Consider the following 19,712-nt stretch of genomic DNA (forward strand, 5'->3'; position numbering starts at 1 on the left):
TGTTTTCATCCATTTTTTATAATGAACTTATCATCTTTATTCTAAAAAAACTCACTACAAATTATCCCCAATAAATTAAAACAAGAAAAAATAGGATCTTAATCTGATCTCAGTGATTTTTTATTGAGTGAACTTTCATCATCTTAATCGTGTTATTATGAGCGCAATGACTTATAACAAACGGGTGCCTTTAGGTTTCCGTTATAAATAAATATAATTAACCGTATAATCTATACGCCCTATTTTTAACGACAAATCACGAAAATTTATTCGTCTACCAATACAGCCTAACTATGAACGTATTTTCACCTGATTTATTTCGACAACAATTTCCTGCTCTTAAAGAAAAAACTATTTATCTCGATAGTGCAGCAACTGCATTAAAGCCTCTCGCCATGATAGAAGCCTCAGATGCGTTTTATCGCCATAATTTTGCGACGGTTCACCGTAGCCAATATCAGCATGCTAAAGAGACAACGCAACAATATGAGGCGACACGTCAACAAGTTGCCGAATTAATCAATAGTGCTGATAGTGATACGATTATTTGGACAAAAGGCACCACAGAATCACTCAACTTTATTGCTCAAGGTTATTTTCGTCCACGCTTACAAGCAGGTGATGAAATAATTGTTAGTGAGCAAGAACACCATGCAAACCTTATTCCTTGGTTGATACTAGCGGAACAAACAGGCGCTCGAGTGATCCGTTGGGCTATTGAGGAGCATTTTTTACCTTCAATTAATAGCTTAAATGCTTTAATCAATAAGCGGACACGAATTGTTGCTGTTAGCCAAATGTCGAATGTGACAGGTGCTCAAATCGCATTAGATAAAGTGTCTCAATGCGTTCATCAATATGATAATTGCTTACTGGTTGTCGATGGAGCGCAAGGTATTGCGCATCACCCAACAGATGTCACAGCATTTGATATCGATTTCTATGTTTTTTCTGCTCATAAACTTTATGGCCCTAATGGGTTAGGTATTTGTTATGGTAAACGAAAACATTTAAAAGACATGGCACCTTGGCATGGTGGTGGAAAGATGCTCACTAACGCAACATTTGATGGTTTTACTCCCGCGCCTATTCCTCAGCGTTTTGAAGCTGGAACGCCTAATGTTGCGGGTGTTATTGCATTTTCAGCCACATTAGCCTGGTTAGAAAAACAAGATATGCATCATGCTAACCAATATGCTCTTGAGCTTGCAGAAGAAGCAGAGAGGCGTCTGAGTGAGCTAAATGGGTTTATCAGTTACCGAGCCACCAACTCATCGATTGTTTCTTTCAATTTCGAAGGTGTTCATCATAGTGATTTAGCAACATTAATCACAGAGAAAGGTATTGCATTACGCACAGGGCAACACTGCGCACAACCTCTTATTGATTCATTAAATATTTCAGGCTGTTTACGCATTTCTTTTATGCCTTATAATCAACTTTCTGATATTGATGCCTTTATTGACGCTGTTATTTTTGCGTTAACACTCTTAAAAGACGAATAATTATCATGACCAACATTACAACACAGCATCCTTTTGGCAATGAAATCACCCTAGATATCTTGCTTAATGATTTTCAAAAATCAAAAGCATGGGAAGATAAATATCGCCAATTAATTCAACTTTCTCGTAAATTACCTGCATTACCTGATGAATTAAAAACAACAGAAAAAGAAATCAAAGGATGTGAGAACAGAGTGTGGCTAGGCGTTGAATTAAATAATGACGGCAAATACCATGTTTATGGTGATAGCGATGGTCGTATTGTAAAAGGCTTACTGGCTATTATTTTAGTCGCTGTTGAAAATAAAACGGCACAAGAAATAGCTGATATCGATATGTTAGCGATTTTTGAACAATTAGGATTGGCTAATCAAATTAGCCAATCTCGCACTGACGGAGTGAATGCAATTATCGCGCGATTGAAATCACTCACATCCCAGCATTAAGTTTTATACTCTAAATAATTCAAGATGTAGCTAGGCGAAAAGTGAATGAGTCGCTAGGAGCATACATCAGTATGTGACTAGTGTGAATGAACGCCGTCAACAACGCTACAACTTGAAGTATGACGAGCACGCTGCACCTTTGCTAGCATCTTCTTCAAAGCATGAGACACCGCAATAAAACCAAACGATGCCGTTACCATCGTTACAGCACCAAAACCGGCTGAACAATCCATACGTTTCACACCATCCGCCGTACTTTTTGCCGCACAAACCGTACCATCGCCTTGTGGATAAACGAGTTGTTCTGTTGAGAAAACACAATCAATCCCTAATTTTCCCTTACTATTTTTTACGACATTAAAATCAGATTTCAAACGCTCTCTTAATTTAGCGGCTAACGGATCTTGAATTGTTTTTGCTAAATCCACCACTTGGATTTGTGTTGGATCGATTTGTCCACCAGCACCACCCGTTGTGATCACCGGAATTTTATAACGGCGACAATAAGCTAATAATGCAGCCTTTGGTCTTACACTATCAATTGCATCAATAACATAATCAAAGTCGTTATTCATCATTTCAGCGACATTATCAACCGTGACAAAATCATCAATACTAGTCACTTTGCATTCTGGATTAATTTCTAAAATACGCTGTTTCATCACATCGCATTTAGGCTGACCCACGCTTTCTTTTAACGCATGTATTTGACGATTAGTGTTAGTCACACACACATCATCCATATCAATTAAGGTGATGGCACCAATACCACTACGTGCTAATGCTTCAGCAGCCCAACTGCCAACTCCACCTATACCCACGACACAGATATGAGCCTGAGCAAAATAAGACAACGCGTTTTGCCCATAGAGTCGCCCTATTCCAGAAAAGCGTTGTAAATATGAATCTGATAATGAATTTTGCATAATGCGATAACAACCTAAATAACAGAAATAATCATGGCTCTTAATATCCATAGCCATGTCGTTTGCATAATTTTACCGTTAATAACGAACAGATAAATAGCAAATCGTTTTTATGACGAAGGATTTAATGAGTTAAGTTGTGATTTTTTTAATACCCAAACACGCCCATAATGATTATAAAAACCTGCCATATGACCCGCATCTTTACCAATTCCATGATAAATATCGAAATGATGCCCTTTAATTGCCCCACCTACATCTAATGCCACCATTAAACGCATTTGATATTCGCCTGTAAAATTACCGGTATTATCAAGTACAGGAATTTCAGCAAGCAACACAGTTCCGGCAGGAATAATACTTCTGTCAGAAGCCACAGAGGCAAGTGCAACAAGTGGGATAGCACTAGCGCCTCTAACCGGTGTAAAAGGCTCTGGTTTGAAAAAAACAAATGAAGGGTTTTCTTCTAATAATTTTCTCACTTCGGTATCACTATGTTTATCTGCCCACTCTCTGATAGCCAGCATAGACATATCTTTTCTTTCTACTTCGCCATTATCAATAAGCACTTTACCAATACTACGGTAAGGGTGTCCGTTTTTCCCTGCATAACCAAAGAACGTTAAAGGTTTACCATCACCAAAATCAACATAACCACTTCCCTGAACTTCCATCATAAAATTATCCATAATGGAGTTACTGTAAGCTGCAATTAAAGATTGGCTTAATGCACCATTATAAATAGCAGCACGAGACGGCAACTTTGAACGGCTATTAGCTGGCATTTTATAAAGAGGGTATTGGAATTCACCTTGTTGCGTTAAACGGGCTTCAAGAACAGGTGTGTAATATCCAGTAAATTGAACATTACCGTACTTATCAACCCCTTCCATTTGAAATGCAGAAAGATTGAATTGGCGTAATTGGCGAGTATCAGCACCAGATCGTAACCAGTTTTCTACCGCTTGATAAGTTTCTTTATTGCTATTGTATAAACGGGATGATGTTTGGTTTATCTGGCTTACTTGTTGTAAGTAATCAGGGCCATTAATGGGTGTACCTTGTGTATTTGGCGAACTTACCTCAATGAGATCTTGCTTAAGCTTTCCATCTTTATACTGTTGCCCTTGCTCTGTTGGACGATGACATCCAGTCAAGGCAAGCGCTAACATACCTAAAATTAACGATTTTCGCCAAGTAACCATTTTTTTCCCGCTTAATAACTAAATTTGAGTACTGATTTTGAATGAGAAAGATACCAAAGCCAAATCAATAAAGATAATGAATATACATGTTGTACCTGCATTCTATTATCACCCAATCAATATGACTTTTAAACATCAAGTATATACTCTCTAAATAACTTGAAGTATGACGAGTATAACTGCCTAAATTTGCATCTTGATGTGTTATTTCTGACCGTTTTTAAAAGAAAACTGTAAAAATTTCATAAAAAACTTGCAACTCGGCAGATCCTGAGTATAGTGCCCCTCTGTGGAGACGCGGGGTGGAGCAGCTTGGTAGCTCGTCGGGCTCATAACCCGAAGGTCGTCAGTTCAAATCTGGCCCCCGCAACCAATTCACAAAGCAGTAAGTTATAGTATCAGTCGCGGGATGGAGCAGCATGGTAGCTCGTCGGGCTCATAACCCGAAGGTCGTTGGTTCAAATCCAGCTCCCGCAACCAATTCTATAAACAACAATTCAGTCGCGGGATGGAGCAGCATGGTAGCTCGTCGGGCTCATAACCCGAAGGTCGTTGGTTCAAATCCAGCTCCCGCAACCAATTCTTTTCAATGTTATTCCTCATTTTTACCATCTCTTTTGATTTATTAATTCAAATCTATTACCCAACTTATTTATACATTTATTCTGATCATTCTCTTTTATTTTAATAAGATTATTGTGTTGAAAAACAATAAGACATTCCAATAGAAAGCAGATGATATTCACTTTCTACTGGAATATGAAAAGAAGGTATAAAAAGAATTTAACTACGATCAGCTAACGTTAATTCACCGCCATTAGCAAAATAAGCTTTGATACCTTTGAAAATAGATTCTGCAATCTGTTGCTGGAATTTTGCTGTTTTCAGCTTTTTCTCTTCTTCGATATTACTGATAAAGGCCGTTTCAACCAGAATTGACGGAATTTCTGGCGCTTTTAATACCGCAAACCCAGCCTGATCGACTTTATTTTTATGCAATTTATTAATCCCCCCCATCAGCTTAAGCACTTCACTACCAAATTTCAGACTGTCGTTGATAGTGGCTGTTTGCACAAGATCAAGCATTGCATGGTCAACGTAACGGTCACCACTTTTACTCACCCCACCAATTAAGTCAGACTCATTTTGTGTTTGAGCAAGATAACGCGCTGTATTACTGGTTGCGCCGGTTTTTGATAATGCAAAAACAGATGAACCTCTTGCAGAGCGGTTTGTAAATGCATCAGCATGGATAGAGACAAATAAATCTGCCTGCATTTTTCGCGCTTTAGCAACACGTACAGTCAATGGAATAAAGACATCTTCATTACGTGTCATATACGCCTTCATTTTGGCATCTTTATCAATAAGCGTTCTTAAGCGACGAGCAATTTGTAAAACCACATCTTTTTCACGAGTTTTATATTTGCCGATTGCTCCCGGATCTTCTCCACCATGACCAGGATCGATCATGATAATAATCGGCCTATCACGCCCCGCTCTGCCAGGTTTACGTGTGTCTGTTTGTGCGGGTACAGCTTGTTGTAAATCACCGTCGTTATATTCACGCAATAGTGCTAATAGTGGATCATCTTCAGTATCAGCCCCATGACTTGGGTAGAAATCTAGCACTAAACGGTTTTTAAATTCAGCCACAGGTTTAAGCGTAAACATTTGTGGTTGTACAGGCGTTTTTACTTCAAATACCAGTCGCACTGTTTTAGGTGTATTTTGACCAACCCGAATAAGTTTTAAATACGGATCGCTAGTCTGAACTTGATTAGCAACACCTTTCAATACGCTATTAAGTTGAATACCTTCTAAATCCACCACAATACGTTCAGGGTTTGACAATGCAAACTGACGATATTTCAGTGGTGTACTGGATTCTATAGTCACGCGAGTATAAGTCGAGGCAGGCCAAACCCTCACAGCAACAATAGATGCTGTGGCTGCAAGACCAACAGGACTAATACTTAACAATAATAACGCGCCAATTCCTTTAACAAGACGACGACGAGTTTGATTGTGCTCAGAATGACTCATGAAAATATTCCAAAAAAACGATTAACGTCAATAAACTCTAAAAAGAGATAAAAAAAGTTAAGAACGAAAAACTTTACCCAATCCACACTTCACTGTCACTTAAAAACAGCACAATTACTCACTTTTACACGAATATTCTGCCTTCAGGGAAAACAATAAGATAGGATTTTACTTGCCATTCCTCTCCAAAAAGAATAAAAATACATTAAATTCGAATAAAAATTCACTTGAGAGGGTTTTATGAAAGAGCGTAGCACCGAATTGGTCGATGGATTTCGCCACTCGGTTCCGTATATTAATGCACATAGAGGCAAAACATTTGTCATTATGCTAGGTGGCGAAGCCATTGCTCACGAAAACTTCCCATCTATCATTAATGATATTGGGTTGTTACACAGCCTAGGCATTCGTTTAGTGGTTGTTTATGGTGCTCGCCCACAAATTGATACTGCTCTTGAAATACAAAAAGTATCTCCGATTTATCATAAATATACGCGCATCACAGATAGTAAAACCTTAGAAATCGTTAAACAAGCTGCGGGTACATTGCAACTTGATATTACGGCTCGCCTATCAATGAGTTTAAGCAATACGCCATTACAAGGTGCGCATATTAATGTTGTTAGTGGTAACTTTGTTATCGCACAGCCATTAGGGGTTGATGATGGCGTTGATTATTGTCATAGCGGAAAAATTCGTCGTATCGATGAAGAAGCTATTCATCGCCAGTTAGACAGTAATGCTATTGTATTAATTGGCCCTGTTGCAGTGTCTGTTACTGGTGAAAGCTTTAATCTCACCTCAGAAGAAGTGGCAACACAGCTTGCGATAAAACTTAAAGCACAAAAGCTGATTGGTTTTTGCTCATTCCAAGGTGTTATCGATGAAGAAGGTCACATTGTTTCTGAACTGCTGCCTAATCAAGCTGAAGATAAAATTCGAGAGCTACAAACAGAAGGCGATTATCACTCAGGCACAGTAAGATTCTTACGGGGAGCTGTTAAAGCCTGTCGTCGTGGTGTAGAGCGTAGCCACTTATTAAGTTATCAATCTGATGGTGCGCTTATTCAAGAATTATTCTCTCGTGATGGTATTGGTACTCAAATCGTCATGGAGAGTGCAGAGAAAGTTCGTAGAGCAAATATTAATGATATTGGTGGCATACTCGAACTTATTCGCCCATTAGAACAGCAAGGTATTTTAGTCAGACGTTCAAGAGAACAATTGGAAATTGAAATTGATCAATTCACTATTATTGAACGCGATAATATGACTATCGCATGCGCAGCGCTCTACCCTTATCCATCAGAAAAAATTGGTGAAATGGCCTGTGTTGCAGTGCATCCTGATTATCGTAGCTCTTGTCGTGGTGAGGTTTTACTACAGCGCATTTCAGCGCATGCTAAGCAATTGGGGTTAGAAAAGCTATTTGTTCTAACAACTCGTAGCATACACTGGTTTCAAGAAAAAGGATTTGAACCTGCTGAAATTGATAAATTACCCATTGAAAAACAAGCACTCTATAATTACCAACGCCGTTCTAAAATTTTAATTTTAGACTTACATAAAGAGTAATTACCAAGCACAAAAAAGACAGGTATCCCTCTCAATGCCTGTCTTTTATTATTTTCCATTATTAACTAACCGCTAATAACGTAATTTATCAATTAATCCACTTCGACGTTGAATACGCGTTTGTATTGCCATTTTCACCATAGACTCTGAAGCATAAAGAGAAAGCTTCTGTTTAGCGCGTGTTAATGCGGTATACAACAATTCTCGACTAACAACAGGTGAAAATTTATCGGGAAGAACTAATGCTGTATGGGTAAATTCCGAACCTTGTGATTTATGCACCGTCATTACATACGCAGTTTCATGTTGTGGTAATCGGCTAGGTTGGATCGCTTTCAATTTTCCATCTGGTAGTTGGAAAAATGCTTTCATTTCACCTTCATCGTTATTGAGCATAATGCCAATATCACCATTAAACAGACCTAACGTACTGTCATTTCGTTGGATCATAATTGGGCGACCAATATAATCACTTTGATAACTGTTTGTAGGACGACGGATCAATCGCTGGCGATGCAATAACATTTCAATTCTGTCATTTAAACCACTCACACCAAAAGGACCTTCTCTTCGTGCGCACAATAAACGGTATTGGTTAAATGCATTAAGAATAATATCAGGTGATGCTTTTTGAGAAACTAAAGTGAGATACTCTCGATAAGCATTAACAGCATCTTGTATCATCAGTAAATAACTTTCTTTTGACTCTAAAGCAATAAAGCTCACATCTTGAGGCTCTAATGCTATTTCAAGCTGTTGTGGGCTAACCTCTGCTTTTTTCAACAACGCAATAGCAATTTTGGTTTGTCCTTTATTAACCGCCAAAGCAAGTTGTCCTATCCCTGAATCTTCACCAAAACGGTAGCTTTTACGTAATAGACACAGAGAATCACTGACGACAGACACTGGAGTTTGAGAAACAGGAATAATATCAGTAGATTTAACCAATTCACCTTGAGTTAAGTGATTAATCTGATCAAATCTTTTTTGACTAAAACCATCTTCAGAAAAACGGCAAATATCACCTAATACAGCCCCTGCCTCAACAGAAGCAAGTTGGTCTTTATCACCTAAGAAAATGACGTGACATTTTGATGGAAGTGCCTCAATCAAGCGTGCCATCATGGGTAAATCAACCATTGAGGCTTCATCAACAACTAAAATATCAAGCTGTAATGGATTATCTTTGTGGTAACGCACTTGCTGACTTTCAGGCTGAGCCCCTAATAAACGATGAATAGTCTGTGCCTGCTTTGGCATCCACTTATTTTCTTCTTCGCTTAAATTAAGTTGCGCCAAAGCCTTACCTAAAGATTCCGTTAATCTCGCAGCGGCTTTTCCAGTTGGCGCCGCTAATTGAATAATGGGCTTCTCATTTGATGTGAGCATCACAAAAGCCGCTAAAATTTTAGCAACTGTCGTGGTTTTCCCCGTTCCTGGCCCCCCTGAAATAATAGAAATGGGGCTTGTGATAGCAACACTGGCAGCTACTTTTTGCCAATTTGTTTCTTGGCTTTCTTTCGTTGCTGGAAAAAGCTGGTTAAGTACCTTAGTTAATTCATTTTCATCAATATCAACAATGCTGTGCTCTTGCCTAAAAAATTGCGCTACTTTCTCTTCATAGCTCCACATTCTTTGTAGATAAAGAAGTCCATTATCTAAAATAATGGGGAAAGGAGAATCATCGTTACTTTGACTAACGCAATGACAATGAGCCAACTCTTCTACTATTTTTTTAGCAGAAGGCTTACCCATTTTTTGCCAAATTTCTTGTGCAAACTCTTTTTGTCTACCATCAAACAGTTGATCTTTTTGAATAATACTCAATGGTAAACAAACATGCCCCGCTCCAGTTTGAGCACTCAAATAAGCAAATACAAATAGTAAAATAGGGTTTTCATCTTCAACCAGCATTTGTGCAAATCGGAGATCTAAAGGTCGTAATAAGTTTTGTGTAATCGCTTGTTCTAATAGTTTGATCATTTTTATTTCTCACCGACTACATCGGATTTGCTACTTTTACCTGTAAATAATGAATCCAACGCCAAAACAAAAGCTTCATCAGGCAAATAAGCGTAAACCCCATTTCCGGGATGTTCTTTATCTATACCCCGTAAAAAAAGATAATAAATACCACCAAAATGAGTTCGATAATCATAATCAGGAATACGTTGCTGTAAAAAACGATGTAACGCTAAGGTATAGAGTTGATATTGCAAGTCGTAGCGATGATCCATCATTGCATTCATCATCGCTTCTTGTGTGTAATCCTCACTCGATCCACCTAACCAATTCGATTTATAATCCACAACATAGTATTTACCTTCCCAAGAAAAAACTAAATCAATAAAGCCTTTGAGCATCCCTTCTACTTGTTGAAATTGCAAAGCAGGACAACGTTTTGATAGAGGATCAAACTGACTTATTAATTGAGTCAATTGAGCTGATGATACTTCTTTCTCAATAGGTAAATAGAATTGTAATTCATCAAGTTGTTGTGATTTTGGGATATCAGCAAGACATAATCCTTGAGAATTAAGAGGCGTATGAAACAGCGTTTCCATCCATGTAACTAAAAGAGGAGTCCACTTTTCATCAAAGCCTTGAGCTGTCAATTGTCCTTGTATCCACAGTTCATCAATAGGCTGCGAAAAATCCAACACTTCAAGCAAACTATGTAAGAATGTTCCTGCTACTGCACCACGAGGGAAATGATGAATAGAATTTTCATCAACCTCTCCTTGTTGCTTCTCACCTTTAGCATCTGTATCAAGTCCTGGTGCGATAGATTGCACCAAAGCCTCAATATCACCCAAATCAAAATGATAATTACGATTTGAATGCTGATAGGTTAATCCTGAATAACTCGTTATACGCCAATTATCATGGATCTGACGTTTAAATATAGCGGCTTCAAGTTTTGTTTCTGCCATTAATTGAGGCTGATAGCGATGTACTGATATGTTATCAAGCGTTGTTACACTGATATTATCATCTAATAAAGCGTGAATTGATTGATGTAATAATTCACTATCGCCTTCTTCACCTTGCTGTAATAAATACCCTAAAGCATTTTTATGCAGATCAGTAAGCCCTGATTTACGTTTAGTCCCTTTAACAAGAGGAGCAACACCAACATAACAGCAGAATTTAGATCGTGTTAATGCCACATAAAGTAAGCGTAAATCTTCAGCTAAGCGCTCTTCATCTGCTAAACGTAAGCTTTCAGGTCGGCTAAAAATATCTAATTTCGCGTGAAATTTTTCTCTGTCATGATAAAGCGCCCCTTTTTGTTCTTGGTAATTACAAGCAAAAGGTAAGCAAACAATAGGATATTCAAGGCCTTTAGATTTATGAATAGTACAAATTCGCACAAGATTTCGGTCGCTTTCCAAGCGCATTTGTTGACTTTCAGATTGCGCATCAGGATGAGAAATCTGTTGTGCTAACCAACGAATAAGGGCGTGTTCACTATCAAGTTGTAATGATGTTTCTTGTAATAATTCACCAATATGCATGATATCTGTAAGCCGGCGCTCACCATCAATACTTGCGAGTAAATTTTCCGCAATTTGATTATCCATCATGATTTTACGCAACATTGGTAAAACACCACGCTTTTGCCATAATGCATAATAATCAGCAAATTTTTCTACATAATTATTCCAGCGATGTTCATCATGATTTAGGCTATCAATTTGCTTCGCGCTAAAACCAAATAATCGGCTGGCTAAAGAGGCTCTTAAAACACGCTCTTTCTCTGGTGTTACAACCGCTTGTAGTAACCAAAGTAGATCTTTCGCTTCATTGGTTTCAAATACACTTTCACGATTGGATAAGAATACGGATTGTATTGAAAGTAAATTCAGTGCATCACGGATCAGTATCGCTTCTCTACGGCTACGCACCAGTACCATAATATCAGCAGACGTAACCGCTCTTCTTGCACCTTGCTCAATCAGCCAAGCCTGTTGCTGATCCCCTGCTGATAACCAATCACGAATTTGTGCGGCACATTGCGCTGCCATGATTTGCTCATAATTTCCCGTAGAAACACTTTCGCCTTCAGCAAGCCAAAAATTAAAAGGCGAAATCGGCTCATCATGGTAAATAAAGACCATGTCTTGGTTTTTTTCAGCCGAACTTACTTCAATAAAAGGGATATGTTCAAATAAAAATGGGGCCTTGGAACGCATAAAAAGCTTGTTAACTGCATTCACCATACCCGGCGCAGAGCGCCAGTTAGTATTTAATGTGTAGTGATGAGATGTCTGCTTTCGTGCTTGAATATAAGTAAAAATATCCGCACCACGGAAAGCATAAATTGCCTGTTTAGGATCACCAATAAACAGCAAACCACTATTTTCATGCTCACCATAAATGGCATCAAAAATACGATATTGTTGAGGATCGGTGTCTTGGAATTCATCGATCATTGCAACTGGATAACGTTCACGAATAGCTTGCGCTAAAGCCTCGCCACTTTCACGTTTTAACGCTCTGTCTAGACGTGTTAATAAATCATCAAATCCCATTTCACCACGACGCATCTTTTCATTTTCAATACCTTGGCGTATTTCAGGAATGGCGTTGGCAAGAATAACATCTCGCAGAGTTAGGCTCTGCTTTGTTAATCGTTCAATTTCAATAAAAAGAATATGCTCTGGTGCTGGGCCTTTCGTTGCCTTTTCATTCAGCGTTTCTTGAGAAAAACGAACCAAACAATCAGGTAATTGATAGCTTTTCGTTTCTAATGTTGATGCCCACAGAGTAATTTCTTCAATCCATTTAGGTAAGAAACGACTGCTATAACTACGTTTATCAACACCTGAAGCGGTTATCCATGCTTCAACTTCATGATGATGTTCATGCCAACGAGTTTTCACCTTGTTAATTGCTTCAATAACCGCTTGATGACGCTCTTTGACTGATTCATTTTCACTGTCTAATGCCACACCTTCGATTTCAGGCATTTCACCTTGTAAATAAGGCTGTATTTCATAAAGTAGCTGTTCAGGGCCAGACCAAATCTGGCTTACTGCATTAGCAACATCATAAGAAAGTGGATAACAATGACGGCGCCAAAAGTCAGCACATACCCGTTTTTTAAGCTCATATTCATCTTGGATCAAGACTTGTTCAAACAAGACTCCTGATTCAAATGCATTGTTTGCCAACATACGCTGGCAAAATCCATGAATAGTATAAATAGCCGCTTCATCCATTTGTCGTTCTGCTTCTAACAACCACTGTGCAGCCAGCTCTTTATTCGGGATTTGTTTAAGTAATTCGTGGTAAGCGTTATCACTACTTTCAACATCATGACGGATACAGGCAAGTCTTAGTTCATGGATATTTTTACGAATACGGGCTCGTAATTCATCTGTCGCCGCATCCGTAAATGTCACAACTAAAATCTCTTCAACACTGAGAGGGCGGTAGAATGCAGACTCTCCGCCTAATCCAAGAAGCAACCGTAAATACAACAACCCTATTGTATAAGTTTTCCCTGTTCCTGCTGACGCCTCGATGAGGCGTCTTTGGTACAGAGGGAGTGTATACGGGTTTAATGGCTGTGCCTGTATCACTTCACTCACTCTTTAATTTCCTCAATAGGTAAGGTTTTTTGTAATTCACTTACCGTAGCATAACGTTTCCATTGTTTATTTTCGGCGTAATCAGCATCTTTGCCATCTTTACCAATAATTTGAGAAACAAAAATAAATCCGTTTGGTTTTATAATTGCTTTTTCATAAAACTCAATAGCTTGTTTTAACGTTACTTTATTAAGCTCAGCTAAGAATTTTTCACGTCCATCATATTTTAAGTTATTACGATGGAAGTCATTTCGATAAAGAGAAACTTCTTCATAGAATGTTTGAGGTGGCTGTTTAACTTCGGTAATAATCGCTTGTTTATACTGATTAAAATCAGCCTCTTTCATTTTTTTCAAACGCTCGTAAGCTTGTTGATAAAATGCGTTATAGCGCTCATTTAAATAGACAGGCGGTTTTGCATTACTTTGCAGTAAAAAGCCGATACCTGATTGCTCACCCATAGTAGCTTGATAAGCAAATACAGCATAACCAAGTTGCTCTTCTGTTCTTAATTGATCATAGAACCAAGGTTTGATAATAGACGATAACACTGAAGAAATTGCCTGACCTTCAAGGCGGCTATAACCCGTTGGGATATAAAGCTCACCTAATGCGTTATCTGTGCTCTTCGATTTATTTTGGAATTCAACTGCATTTAATTTATTGAATACTAATGTTTCACCGATCCAATATTCTGTGCCTTGATTACCTAATAATTCGTGTGCAGATTTAGCAATATTGCGGCTTTGCTCTGGCGTTAAGTTACCAATAATCAGCGCTTGAAGTGCCGCGTTTTTAATGACTTCACGGCGATTATCAATAATATCTTGCAGCGTAATTGACTCTAATGCTTTGAGTTTGTCAGCTTCTTCATAGTACGGGATCGTATTTAATCGGCGAGCTGGTAGCATAGCTGCTTCAAATGCTTTTAAGTTATGGGTCACTTCAAGTTGTTCACGATACCAAGATTTAGCTTGATCTAGCTCTTCTTGAGTTGACTCAAAATTCATATAGCTTTTCAGTGTCGCATTAACGAGTTCTGGTAAATGTTGCGTATAACCATTCATTGAAAAATCAATACCTTGTCCTGATGTAGATGAGATATTCATTCCCGCAACAGAAGCTTGGTAAGATAATTCACTTAATGCTAGACCTGCAAGATAGTCTGTTAAAGTTTGTGTCACTTGTTGCTTAACAGTGATATCCGATTTTTTATTCACCAAACTTAATGTCACACTCGCTTTCGGTTCATCAGAAAAATAGTGTGATGGCATATAGAACAGACGAGCACTTTTATCCTGCCACAACAATTGTGGTTTGATGATTTTACTGTCCGCATCAATCAGTGAAAGATTATCAGGGATGTAAGGGTTAAGTGCTGGCAATGATAATGAAATATCATCTGATAATGTTTGCCATGTTTTTAATTGCTTATCTGTGATTTTATCAACCTGATAAGGCGCGTTAACAAAGTAAGCTTGTTTGTTAGAAGGTTCATTAGGACTTATTACCCAAATACGAGCCTTCTCTGGTGTCAGTGAATCAAGACGTGAAAGGATAGCTGAAGGCTCATAATTATCAGCGATATAGTCTGCATTAAGGATATTTTTGACTGGATAACGCAGCATCATATCCGAAATGCCTTCTATGTAATTCATATCTCTTACAATAGAGCCATAACGGAATGAGAGATCCAATACATTCGCAATTTCATCAAAGTAACGCTGACTGATACCTTCTGTTTGAATTAAACGAATGTACGAAAAGATAGCGGAAATCACTTTGTCTTTTTGCGCTAACCCTTTATCGGTTAACGAAACATAAATGGTAAACGAGCCTTGGTTACGATCAATATAGGGCTCTGAGAACGCACTAATATTTTCGGCTAAACCTTGGTCTTGTAACCATGTTGCTAAAGTGCCTGAACTACGATTACCAATTAAATAGCCAATGTATTCGTCCGTTTTACTGCGAAAATCAGCAACGTTGTTATCTATACCAAACTCAATTTGTAAAGTCTTTTGCGGTTGAGCCGGTACTAAGTGGATCATTAACCCTTTTTCTTTATCCGTCATAGCAGGTACAGTGGTGACAGGCACATCTGCCTTTTTATTCGGGATACGAGCGAAAGTGTCTGCGGCTAATTTAGATAATTCCTCAAGTGACTTATTACTGTAAATTACCCCATTCATTAAGTTGCCAGAATAGTGCGTTTGATAAAATTTAATTAATTCATCTTGTAATTTACTGTTTGGCTTATCACTCAGCGTTTCTAAATTTCCGCCCATAAAACGGGAACTTGGATGAGCAGGGTTTAAGGTTTCTGCCCTGACTTGCCAAAAACGCATACCATCGCGCGCGCGCGCCATAGTTAATTCTGCATTAACAGCATTACGTTCACGATCTGCATTTTTAGGATCAAGTAAAGGTTCAGCTAAAGCATCAGCAAGTCGATCAACCGCTTCATTAATGGCACTATTTTCCACTTCTAAATAGAATGCAGTACGATAAGTCGTTGTACTCGCATTATGAGAGCCACCATTCTTTTGTAAGAACTCAGACATGCTGCCTGATTGAGGATATTTCACCGATCCCATTAACACCATATGTTCTAAATAGTGCGCAAGACCTTGCTGACTATCAGGATCTTCTAATGCGCCAACAGGTAGCGCAACTGCCGTTAATGATTTAACTGCTTTTTCATCAGAAACCAGTAATACTGTCATTTCATTAGGTAGTTTAATCGCTTGATATTGCCGTGGATCGCTCTCACTTTTTTCAATGCTATCAGGCAATACTTGCCAGAGTGGATCAGCGGCAAAGCTGTTGATACTCACTAGCATCAATAGCAACATGATCCATAGTTGCGAGCAGTACTTTCTCATCTGATATGAGCTCCCTTATTTTTTCAGAAATGGAATTATTGGTTTAAATATTGTTAATGCCGTCTGTTTGACCGTTTGTAAAAAAGGCTCGTCTAATTGAGAGAAAGCACGCTGAACATACATATCACTCATTTCACCATCTCGATTATAGCTATCCGTTAAATGTTGCATCAGTACTAATTCTGCTTTCTCAAGTGTCTCTTCATCATCAAGTAAAAACTCTTGTGATTTTTTATCATAGCAAGCTTGTAACCAAGCCCAGCCACTTTTCGCAAATAGCGCTAATGGGCTGTTTAACCCTTGTTTATAGTCACTGATTAACTTGTCTAACGTTGAATAGGCAAATTCAGGATCAACTGGTAATAAACACCATTGAGTCTCTTTTCTGCCGTAAAACCGACTCTCACCCGTTCCCTGTTTCAAACAATAAACTAGGTGCTCAATCCACAGCTGCAATAAGTCATTAGCGGTTAAGCTGGCAGGTCGCCAACGTAATAAACCATCAGCTTGTACCTCATTTAAACGACCAATCAATGGCATTGCACTAAAGCTTTGCTCTAATGTGACAGAATGTGTAGCTAATCGTTCACTTCTTATCTTTTCAGCTAAAGGAAGTAACTCTTCTATTTGCTGCTCCCAATAAATTTGACCAAATGCACTTGCAGGAAGTTGACCTGCTGCTTTGATACGCTCAAACAAAGCTTCTGTTGAAGTTTGATCAATCAATGCTTTTAATAACCATTGATTCAATAGATAACGTTGAAGAGCATTTATCACAAATGGCTCTTCTTCGGGTAATTCTGTTTCTTCAATAACAAAGTTTATTTTTAATCTTTGTTGGAAGAATGCACGAATAGGATGACGATAAAAACGTGCAAGCGCATCAACAGAGACTTGATCTATTGTGTCATCATCGTTTAGTGGCTCGGTAAAAGTTTGATGAACCATTCCCTGCCCACTGGCAGCAGGCAGCCATTCAGAGGTATAAGAACGAAAGAAAGCGCCTATTTGGAAATTTTCTTGAGCAAAAGGAACACGGCTATGTTGTGTTAATAGATGCTGATTTATACGAGCCGCACTGTCATCGACATTGAGTTCATCATCCTCCGGTAAACGGAAATTTTGCCCAATATAATCTTGTAACTCTTTGATTAAAACTGATGGATTGCATTCTCGATCGTCACGTATCGATTTTCCGATATAGCTGATATAAAGGTATTTTTCAGCTGAGCTAAGCGCTTCAAGGAATAAATAGCGGTCATCATCACGACGTTTTCTATCACCACGACGGCGTTTTTCCGCCATTAAATCAAATCCTAACGGCTGAATATTACGAGGATAAATACCATCGTTCATACCTAATAAACACACTGCTTTAAAGGGAATGGAGCGCATAGGCATTAGTGTACAGAAATTAATGCTGCCAGCTAAAAAACGCTGACTAATTTTTTCATCATCGAACCGTACTGTTAATTCATCCCGAATAAGGACCAGCGGAATTTCATTTTGATATTGCGCTTTCAATCCATTTTCAATCACTTTTTGCCATTGTTGGATAATAAGCACTAAAACTAATTCCGTTTCCTCATCAGACTCAAAAAAGGCATCAACTAATTGTTGTCCAACTTCTAGCCATGATTCTAATGAACGAGTTTCACTTAAACGTGTACGCCAATCACTTAATGTATAAAGAAAATCAGCGAGATGCCCTGCAAGCTCCGCAACTAATCCACTGGATTCATCATAAGGAAGCACACCTTTCCAAGGACCATTTTCACTTTCCATCGCATAACCAAGCAACATGCGCAGTAAGCCAAACTCCCATGTATTTTTGCCCGTGATTGGCAATAAGAATGAAGCCACATTCTCATCATCTAATCCCCAGCGTATGCCTGACTCATCAACCCAACGACGTAGTAGTTTTAGTTCATTTTCAAAAATAGAAAAATGCCCTGCTAAAGCAGGGACTTCAAGCAGTGCCAACACTTGTTCAGCGGTAAAACGACTTTGAGGAAGTTCTAGCAACGTAATAAAAGCCTGTAATACAGGGTGCGCTTGACGCGCTTTTCTATCTGAAATAGCAAAAGGAAGATAACGTTCTGAAGATGCATTACCAAACACTGCTTGAATATAAGGTGTATAGCTATCGATATCCGCAACCATCACAATAATATCGCGCGGTAACAATTCAGGATCTTGTTCTAATAAATGCAGTAATTGGTCTTGCAGTACTTCGACTTCGCGCTGTGGGCTATGGCTTGCATGGAAAGTCAGTGAGTGATCATCTGGTGAAATCACTCGTTTATTTTCACTACACTCATAAGTTTCAAGTGTTGTACCTAATTGCGAAAAATCTTCTAAATCAAGAATATCTGCTTGTAATTGATGGAGTAAATTATCTCTTGGGATCTCAACAAACGCATCTAACACATCGGTATATTCAAGTTCAGAGAGGAAATAAAGATTATCTTTACCTAGTTTTCCCCATGATGCTAATAACGGATTACCGATGTTTTGCTCGCCCTCATCATTAAATAACGAAGAAGCATTTTTTTCATCTTTAAACCAAGGCGATTCATGCAATTGCTTATAATGGCGTGGCTTTCTGCTATTAAGACGAGAGAGAAATTTAGGATCTTGAATATCTCCCCAATAGTAACGGCAAGGATTAGTAAAGAGTAAATAGATCTCAGTATGACGCCCTATCGCTTGTAATGCCTGCAAATAAACTTGAGGTAGAGCCGAAATCCCACAAATAAAAATACGAGGTGGAAAACAGTGTTGAAGCTCCCCTTCTTTTGCATTATTTAAAGTCGAAATAAATTGCTGATAAAGGTTAGAACGGTGCCATTGAGGCTGATTAAGATCTTTTGTGTATTGCTGTAATGCTACCCACAATATTTTTTGCCAGCGTTGATTTTCACTCAACCCTTCGATTAACTCATCATTTTCCCACGAAGCTAACCAATCTGAACGATAAACTAAATATTGGTCAAATAAGTCAGCTACACGTCCTGCTAACTGGTGAAGTTTACGTTTATCTTCATCATCATCAAGGTAATGCAGTAAGGGTTTAAATTCTTCATTAGGCAAAAATTCAGGAAGTAATGCCATTAATTTCCATGTCATCGCATCTTTAGAAAAAGCGCTTTCTTTAGGTATACCTGATAACACCCGAGTAAACATTTCCCAAATAAAGGTTGCTGGTAATGGATAACGGATATTAGCAGCAATACCCAAGCTTTCGGCAAGCTGGATTTGCAACCATTGAGACATTCCAGGGCTTTGTACAAGGATCACTTCTTGTTCAAAAGGAGAAGAAAGTGGCCTGGTCTGCATAAAGTGCACCATAAGTGACTTTAGTAATGACAACTGATTTGAGTGATATATATGAAACATCAGATCCTCATCTTATTAATAGCATGACCAGTAATACAGCCTTATTTCGGGTAATACATTATTGGCAACATAACCTTCTATTTGCTGACAACCTTCAGACTGTAAAAGTGAGCGTGTCATTATTTTGG

General features: G+C 38.5%; 10 protein-coding genes and 3 tRNA genes. 6 read left to right on the forward strand and 7 right to left on the reverse strand.

Features of this window, described 5'->3' with window-relative positions; genetic code table 11:
- The first annotated feature begins 293 nt into the window (after window positions 1-293).
- Complete coding sequence (gene csdA / locus JEP71_RS10385; RefSeq protein WP_198626192.1) at window positions 294-1,505, forward strand: cysteine desulfurase CsdA; 1,212 nt, start codon at window positions 294-296, stop codon at window positions 1,503-1,505.
- A gap of 5 nt (window positions 1,506-1,510) precedes the next feature.
- On the forward strand, window positions 1,511-1,951 hold the full coding sequence (csdE, locus tag JEP71_RS10390) for a cysteine desulfurase sulfur acceptor subunit CsdE (protein WP_198620945.1): 441 nt from the start codon (window positions 1,511-1,513) through the stop codon (window positions 1,949-1,951).
- A gap of 77 nt (window positions 1,952-2,028) precedes the next feature.
- Here csdE and tcdA read toward each other — a convergent pair whose 3' ends face one another.
- Both tcdA and mltA read right to left on the reverse strand, forming a co-directional pair.
- Complete coding sequence (tcdA, locus tag JEP71_RS10395; protein WP_198626243.1) at window positions 2,029-2,877, reverse strand: tRNA cyclic N6-threonylcarbamoyladenosine(37) synthase TcdA; 849 nt, start codon at window positions 2,875-2,877, stop codon at window positions 2,029-2,031.
- Between the two features lie 110 nt (window positions 2,878-2,987).
- Window positions 2,988-4,082 (reverse strand): murein transglycosylase A, encoded by a 1,095-nt coding sequence (mltA, locus tag JEP71_RS10400; RefSeq protein WP_198620946.1) that lies wholly within the window; start codon window positions 4,080-4,082, stop codon window positions 2,988-2,990.
- A gap of 296 nt (window positions 4,083-4,378) precedes the next feature.
- Here mltA and JEP71_RS10405 point away from each other — a divergent pair.
- The 3 genes from JEP71_RS10405 (at window position 4,379) to JEP71_RS10415 (ending at window position 4,661) form a co-directional block, all read left to right on the forward strand.
- A tRNA-Met gene (locus JEP71_RS10405) sits at window positions 4,379-4,455 on the forward strand.
- A 30-nt stretch (window positions 4,456-4,485) separates the two neighbouring features.
- A tRNA-Met gene (locus tag JEP71_RS10410) sits at window positions 4,486-4,562 on the forward strand.
- 22 nt (window positions 4,563-4,584) lie between these two features.
- Window positions 4,585-4,661 (forward strand) — tRNA-Met (locus JEP71_RS10415).
- Window positions 4,662-4,865: 204 nt separating this feature from the next.
- Here the strand turns inward: JEP71_RS10415 and amiC are convergent.
- Window positions 4,866-6,128, reverse strand: a complete 1,263-nt coding sequence (gene amiC, locus JEP71_RS10420; protein WP_109373098.1) for an N-acetylmuramoyl-L-alanine amidase AmiC — start codon at window positions 6,126-6,128, stop codon at window positions 4,866-4,868.
- Window positions 6,129-6,368: 240 nt separating this feature from the next.
- On the opposite strand from amiC, the gene argA reads away from it, so the two are divergent.
- Complete coding sequence (gene argA, locus JEP71_RS10425) at window positions 6,369-7,703, forward strand: amino-acid N-acetyltransferase (protein WP_196532769.1); 1,335 nt, start codon at window positions 6,369-6,371, stop codon at window positions 7,701-7,703.
- Between the two features lie 72 nt (window positions 7,704-7,775).
- Here argA and recD read toward each other — a convergent pair whose 3' ends face one another.
- The 4 genes from recD to recC are packed head-to-tail and all read right to left on the reverse strand — an operon-like array spanning window position 7,776 to window position 19,584.
- A complete protein-coding gene (gene recD / locus JEP71_RS10430) occupies window positions 7,776-9,686 on the reverse strand; it encodes an exodeoxyribonuclease V subunit alpha (RefSeq protein ID WP_198626193.1) in 1,911 nt (636 codons plus the stop codon).
- Between the two features lie 2 nt (window positions 9,687-9,688).
- The gene (gene recB / locus JEP71_RS10435; RefSeq protein ID WP_198626194.1) at window positions 9,689-13,300 is read right to left on the reverse strand and encodes an exodeoxyribonuclease V subunit beta; all 3,612 of its coding nucleotides are present in this window, start codon (window positions 13,298-13,300) and stop codon (window positions 9,689-9,691) included.
- On the reverse strand, window positions 13,297-16,185 hold the full coding sequence (ptrA, locus tag JEP71_RS10440; RefSeq protein WP_198626195.1) for a pitrilysin: 2,889 nt from the start codon (window positions 16,183-16,185) through the stop codon (window positions 13,297-13,299). Before ptrA ends, recB begins: the two co-directional genes overlap by 4 nt.
- A 15-nt stretch (window positions 16,186-16,200) precedes the next feature.
- The gene (gene recC / locus JEP71_RS10445; RefSeq protein WP_198626196.1) at window positions 16,201-19,584 is read right to left on the reverse strand and encodes an exodeoxyribonuclease V subunit gamma; all 3,384 of its coding nucleotides are present in this window, start codon (window positions 19,582-19,584) and stop codon (window positions 16,201-16,203) included.
- Window positions 19,585-19,712: the final 128 nt, after the last annotated feature.

Source organism: Proteus sp. PR00224 (genome assembly GCF_016238105.1).
In the GTDB taxonomy this organism is placed as follows: Bacteria; Pseudomonadota; Gammaproteobacteria; order Enterobacterales; family Enterobacteriaceae; genus Proteus.

Excerpts from the sequence above, each read along its gene's own strand:
- argA (WP_196532769.1), top strand. The coding sequence starts at position 6,369 with ATGAAAGAGCGTAGCACCGAATTGGTCGATGGATTTCGCCACTCGGTT.
- recD (WP_198626193.1), bottom strand. The coding sequence starts at position 9,686 with ATGATCAAACTATTAGAACAAGCGATTACACAAAACTTATTACGACCT.
- csdA (WP_198626192.1), top strand. The coding sequence starts at position 294 with ATGAACGTATTTTCACCTGATTTATTTCGACAACAATTTCCTGCTCTT.
- mltA (WP_198620946.1), bottom strand. The coding sequence starts at position 4,082 with ATGGTTACTTGGCGAAAATCGTTAATTTTAGGTATGTTAGCGCTTGCC.
- tcdA (WP_198626243.1), bottom strand. The coding sequence starts at position 2,877 with ATGCAAAATTCATTATCAGATTCATATTTACAACGCTTTTCTGGAATA.
- amiC (WP_109373098.1), bottom strand. The coding sequence starts at position 6,128 with ATGAGTCATTCTGAGCACAATCAAACTCGTCGTCGTCTTGTTAAAGGA.
- csdE (WP_198620945.1), top strand. The coding sequence starts at position 1,511 with ATGACCAACATTACAACACAGCATCCTTTTGGCAATGAAATCACCCTA.
- recC (WP_198626196.1), bottom strand. The coding sequence starts at position 19,584 with ATGTTTCATATATATCACTCAAATCAGTTGTCATTACTAAAGTCACTT.
- ptrA (WP_198626195.1), bottom strand. The coding sequence starts at position 16,185 with ATGAGAAAGTACTGCTCGCAACTATGGATCATGTTGCTATTGATGCTA.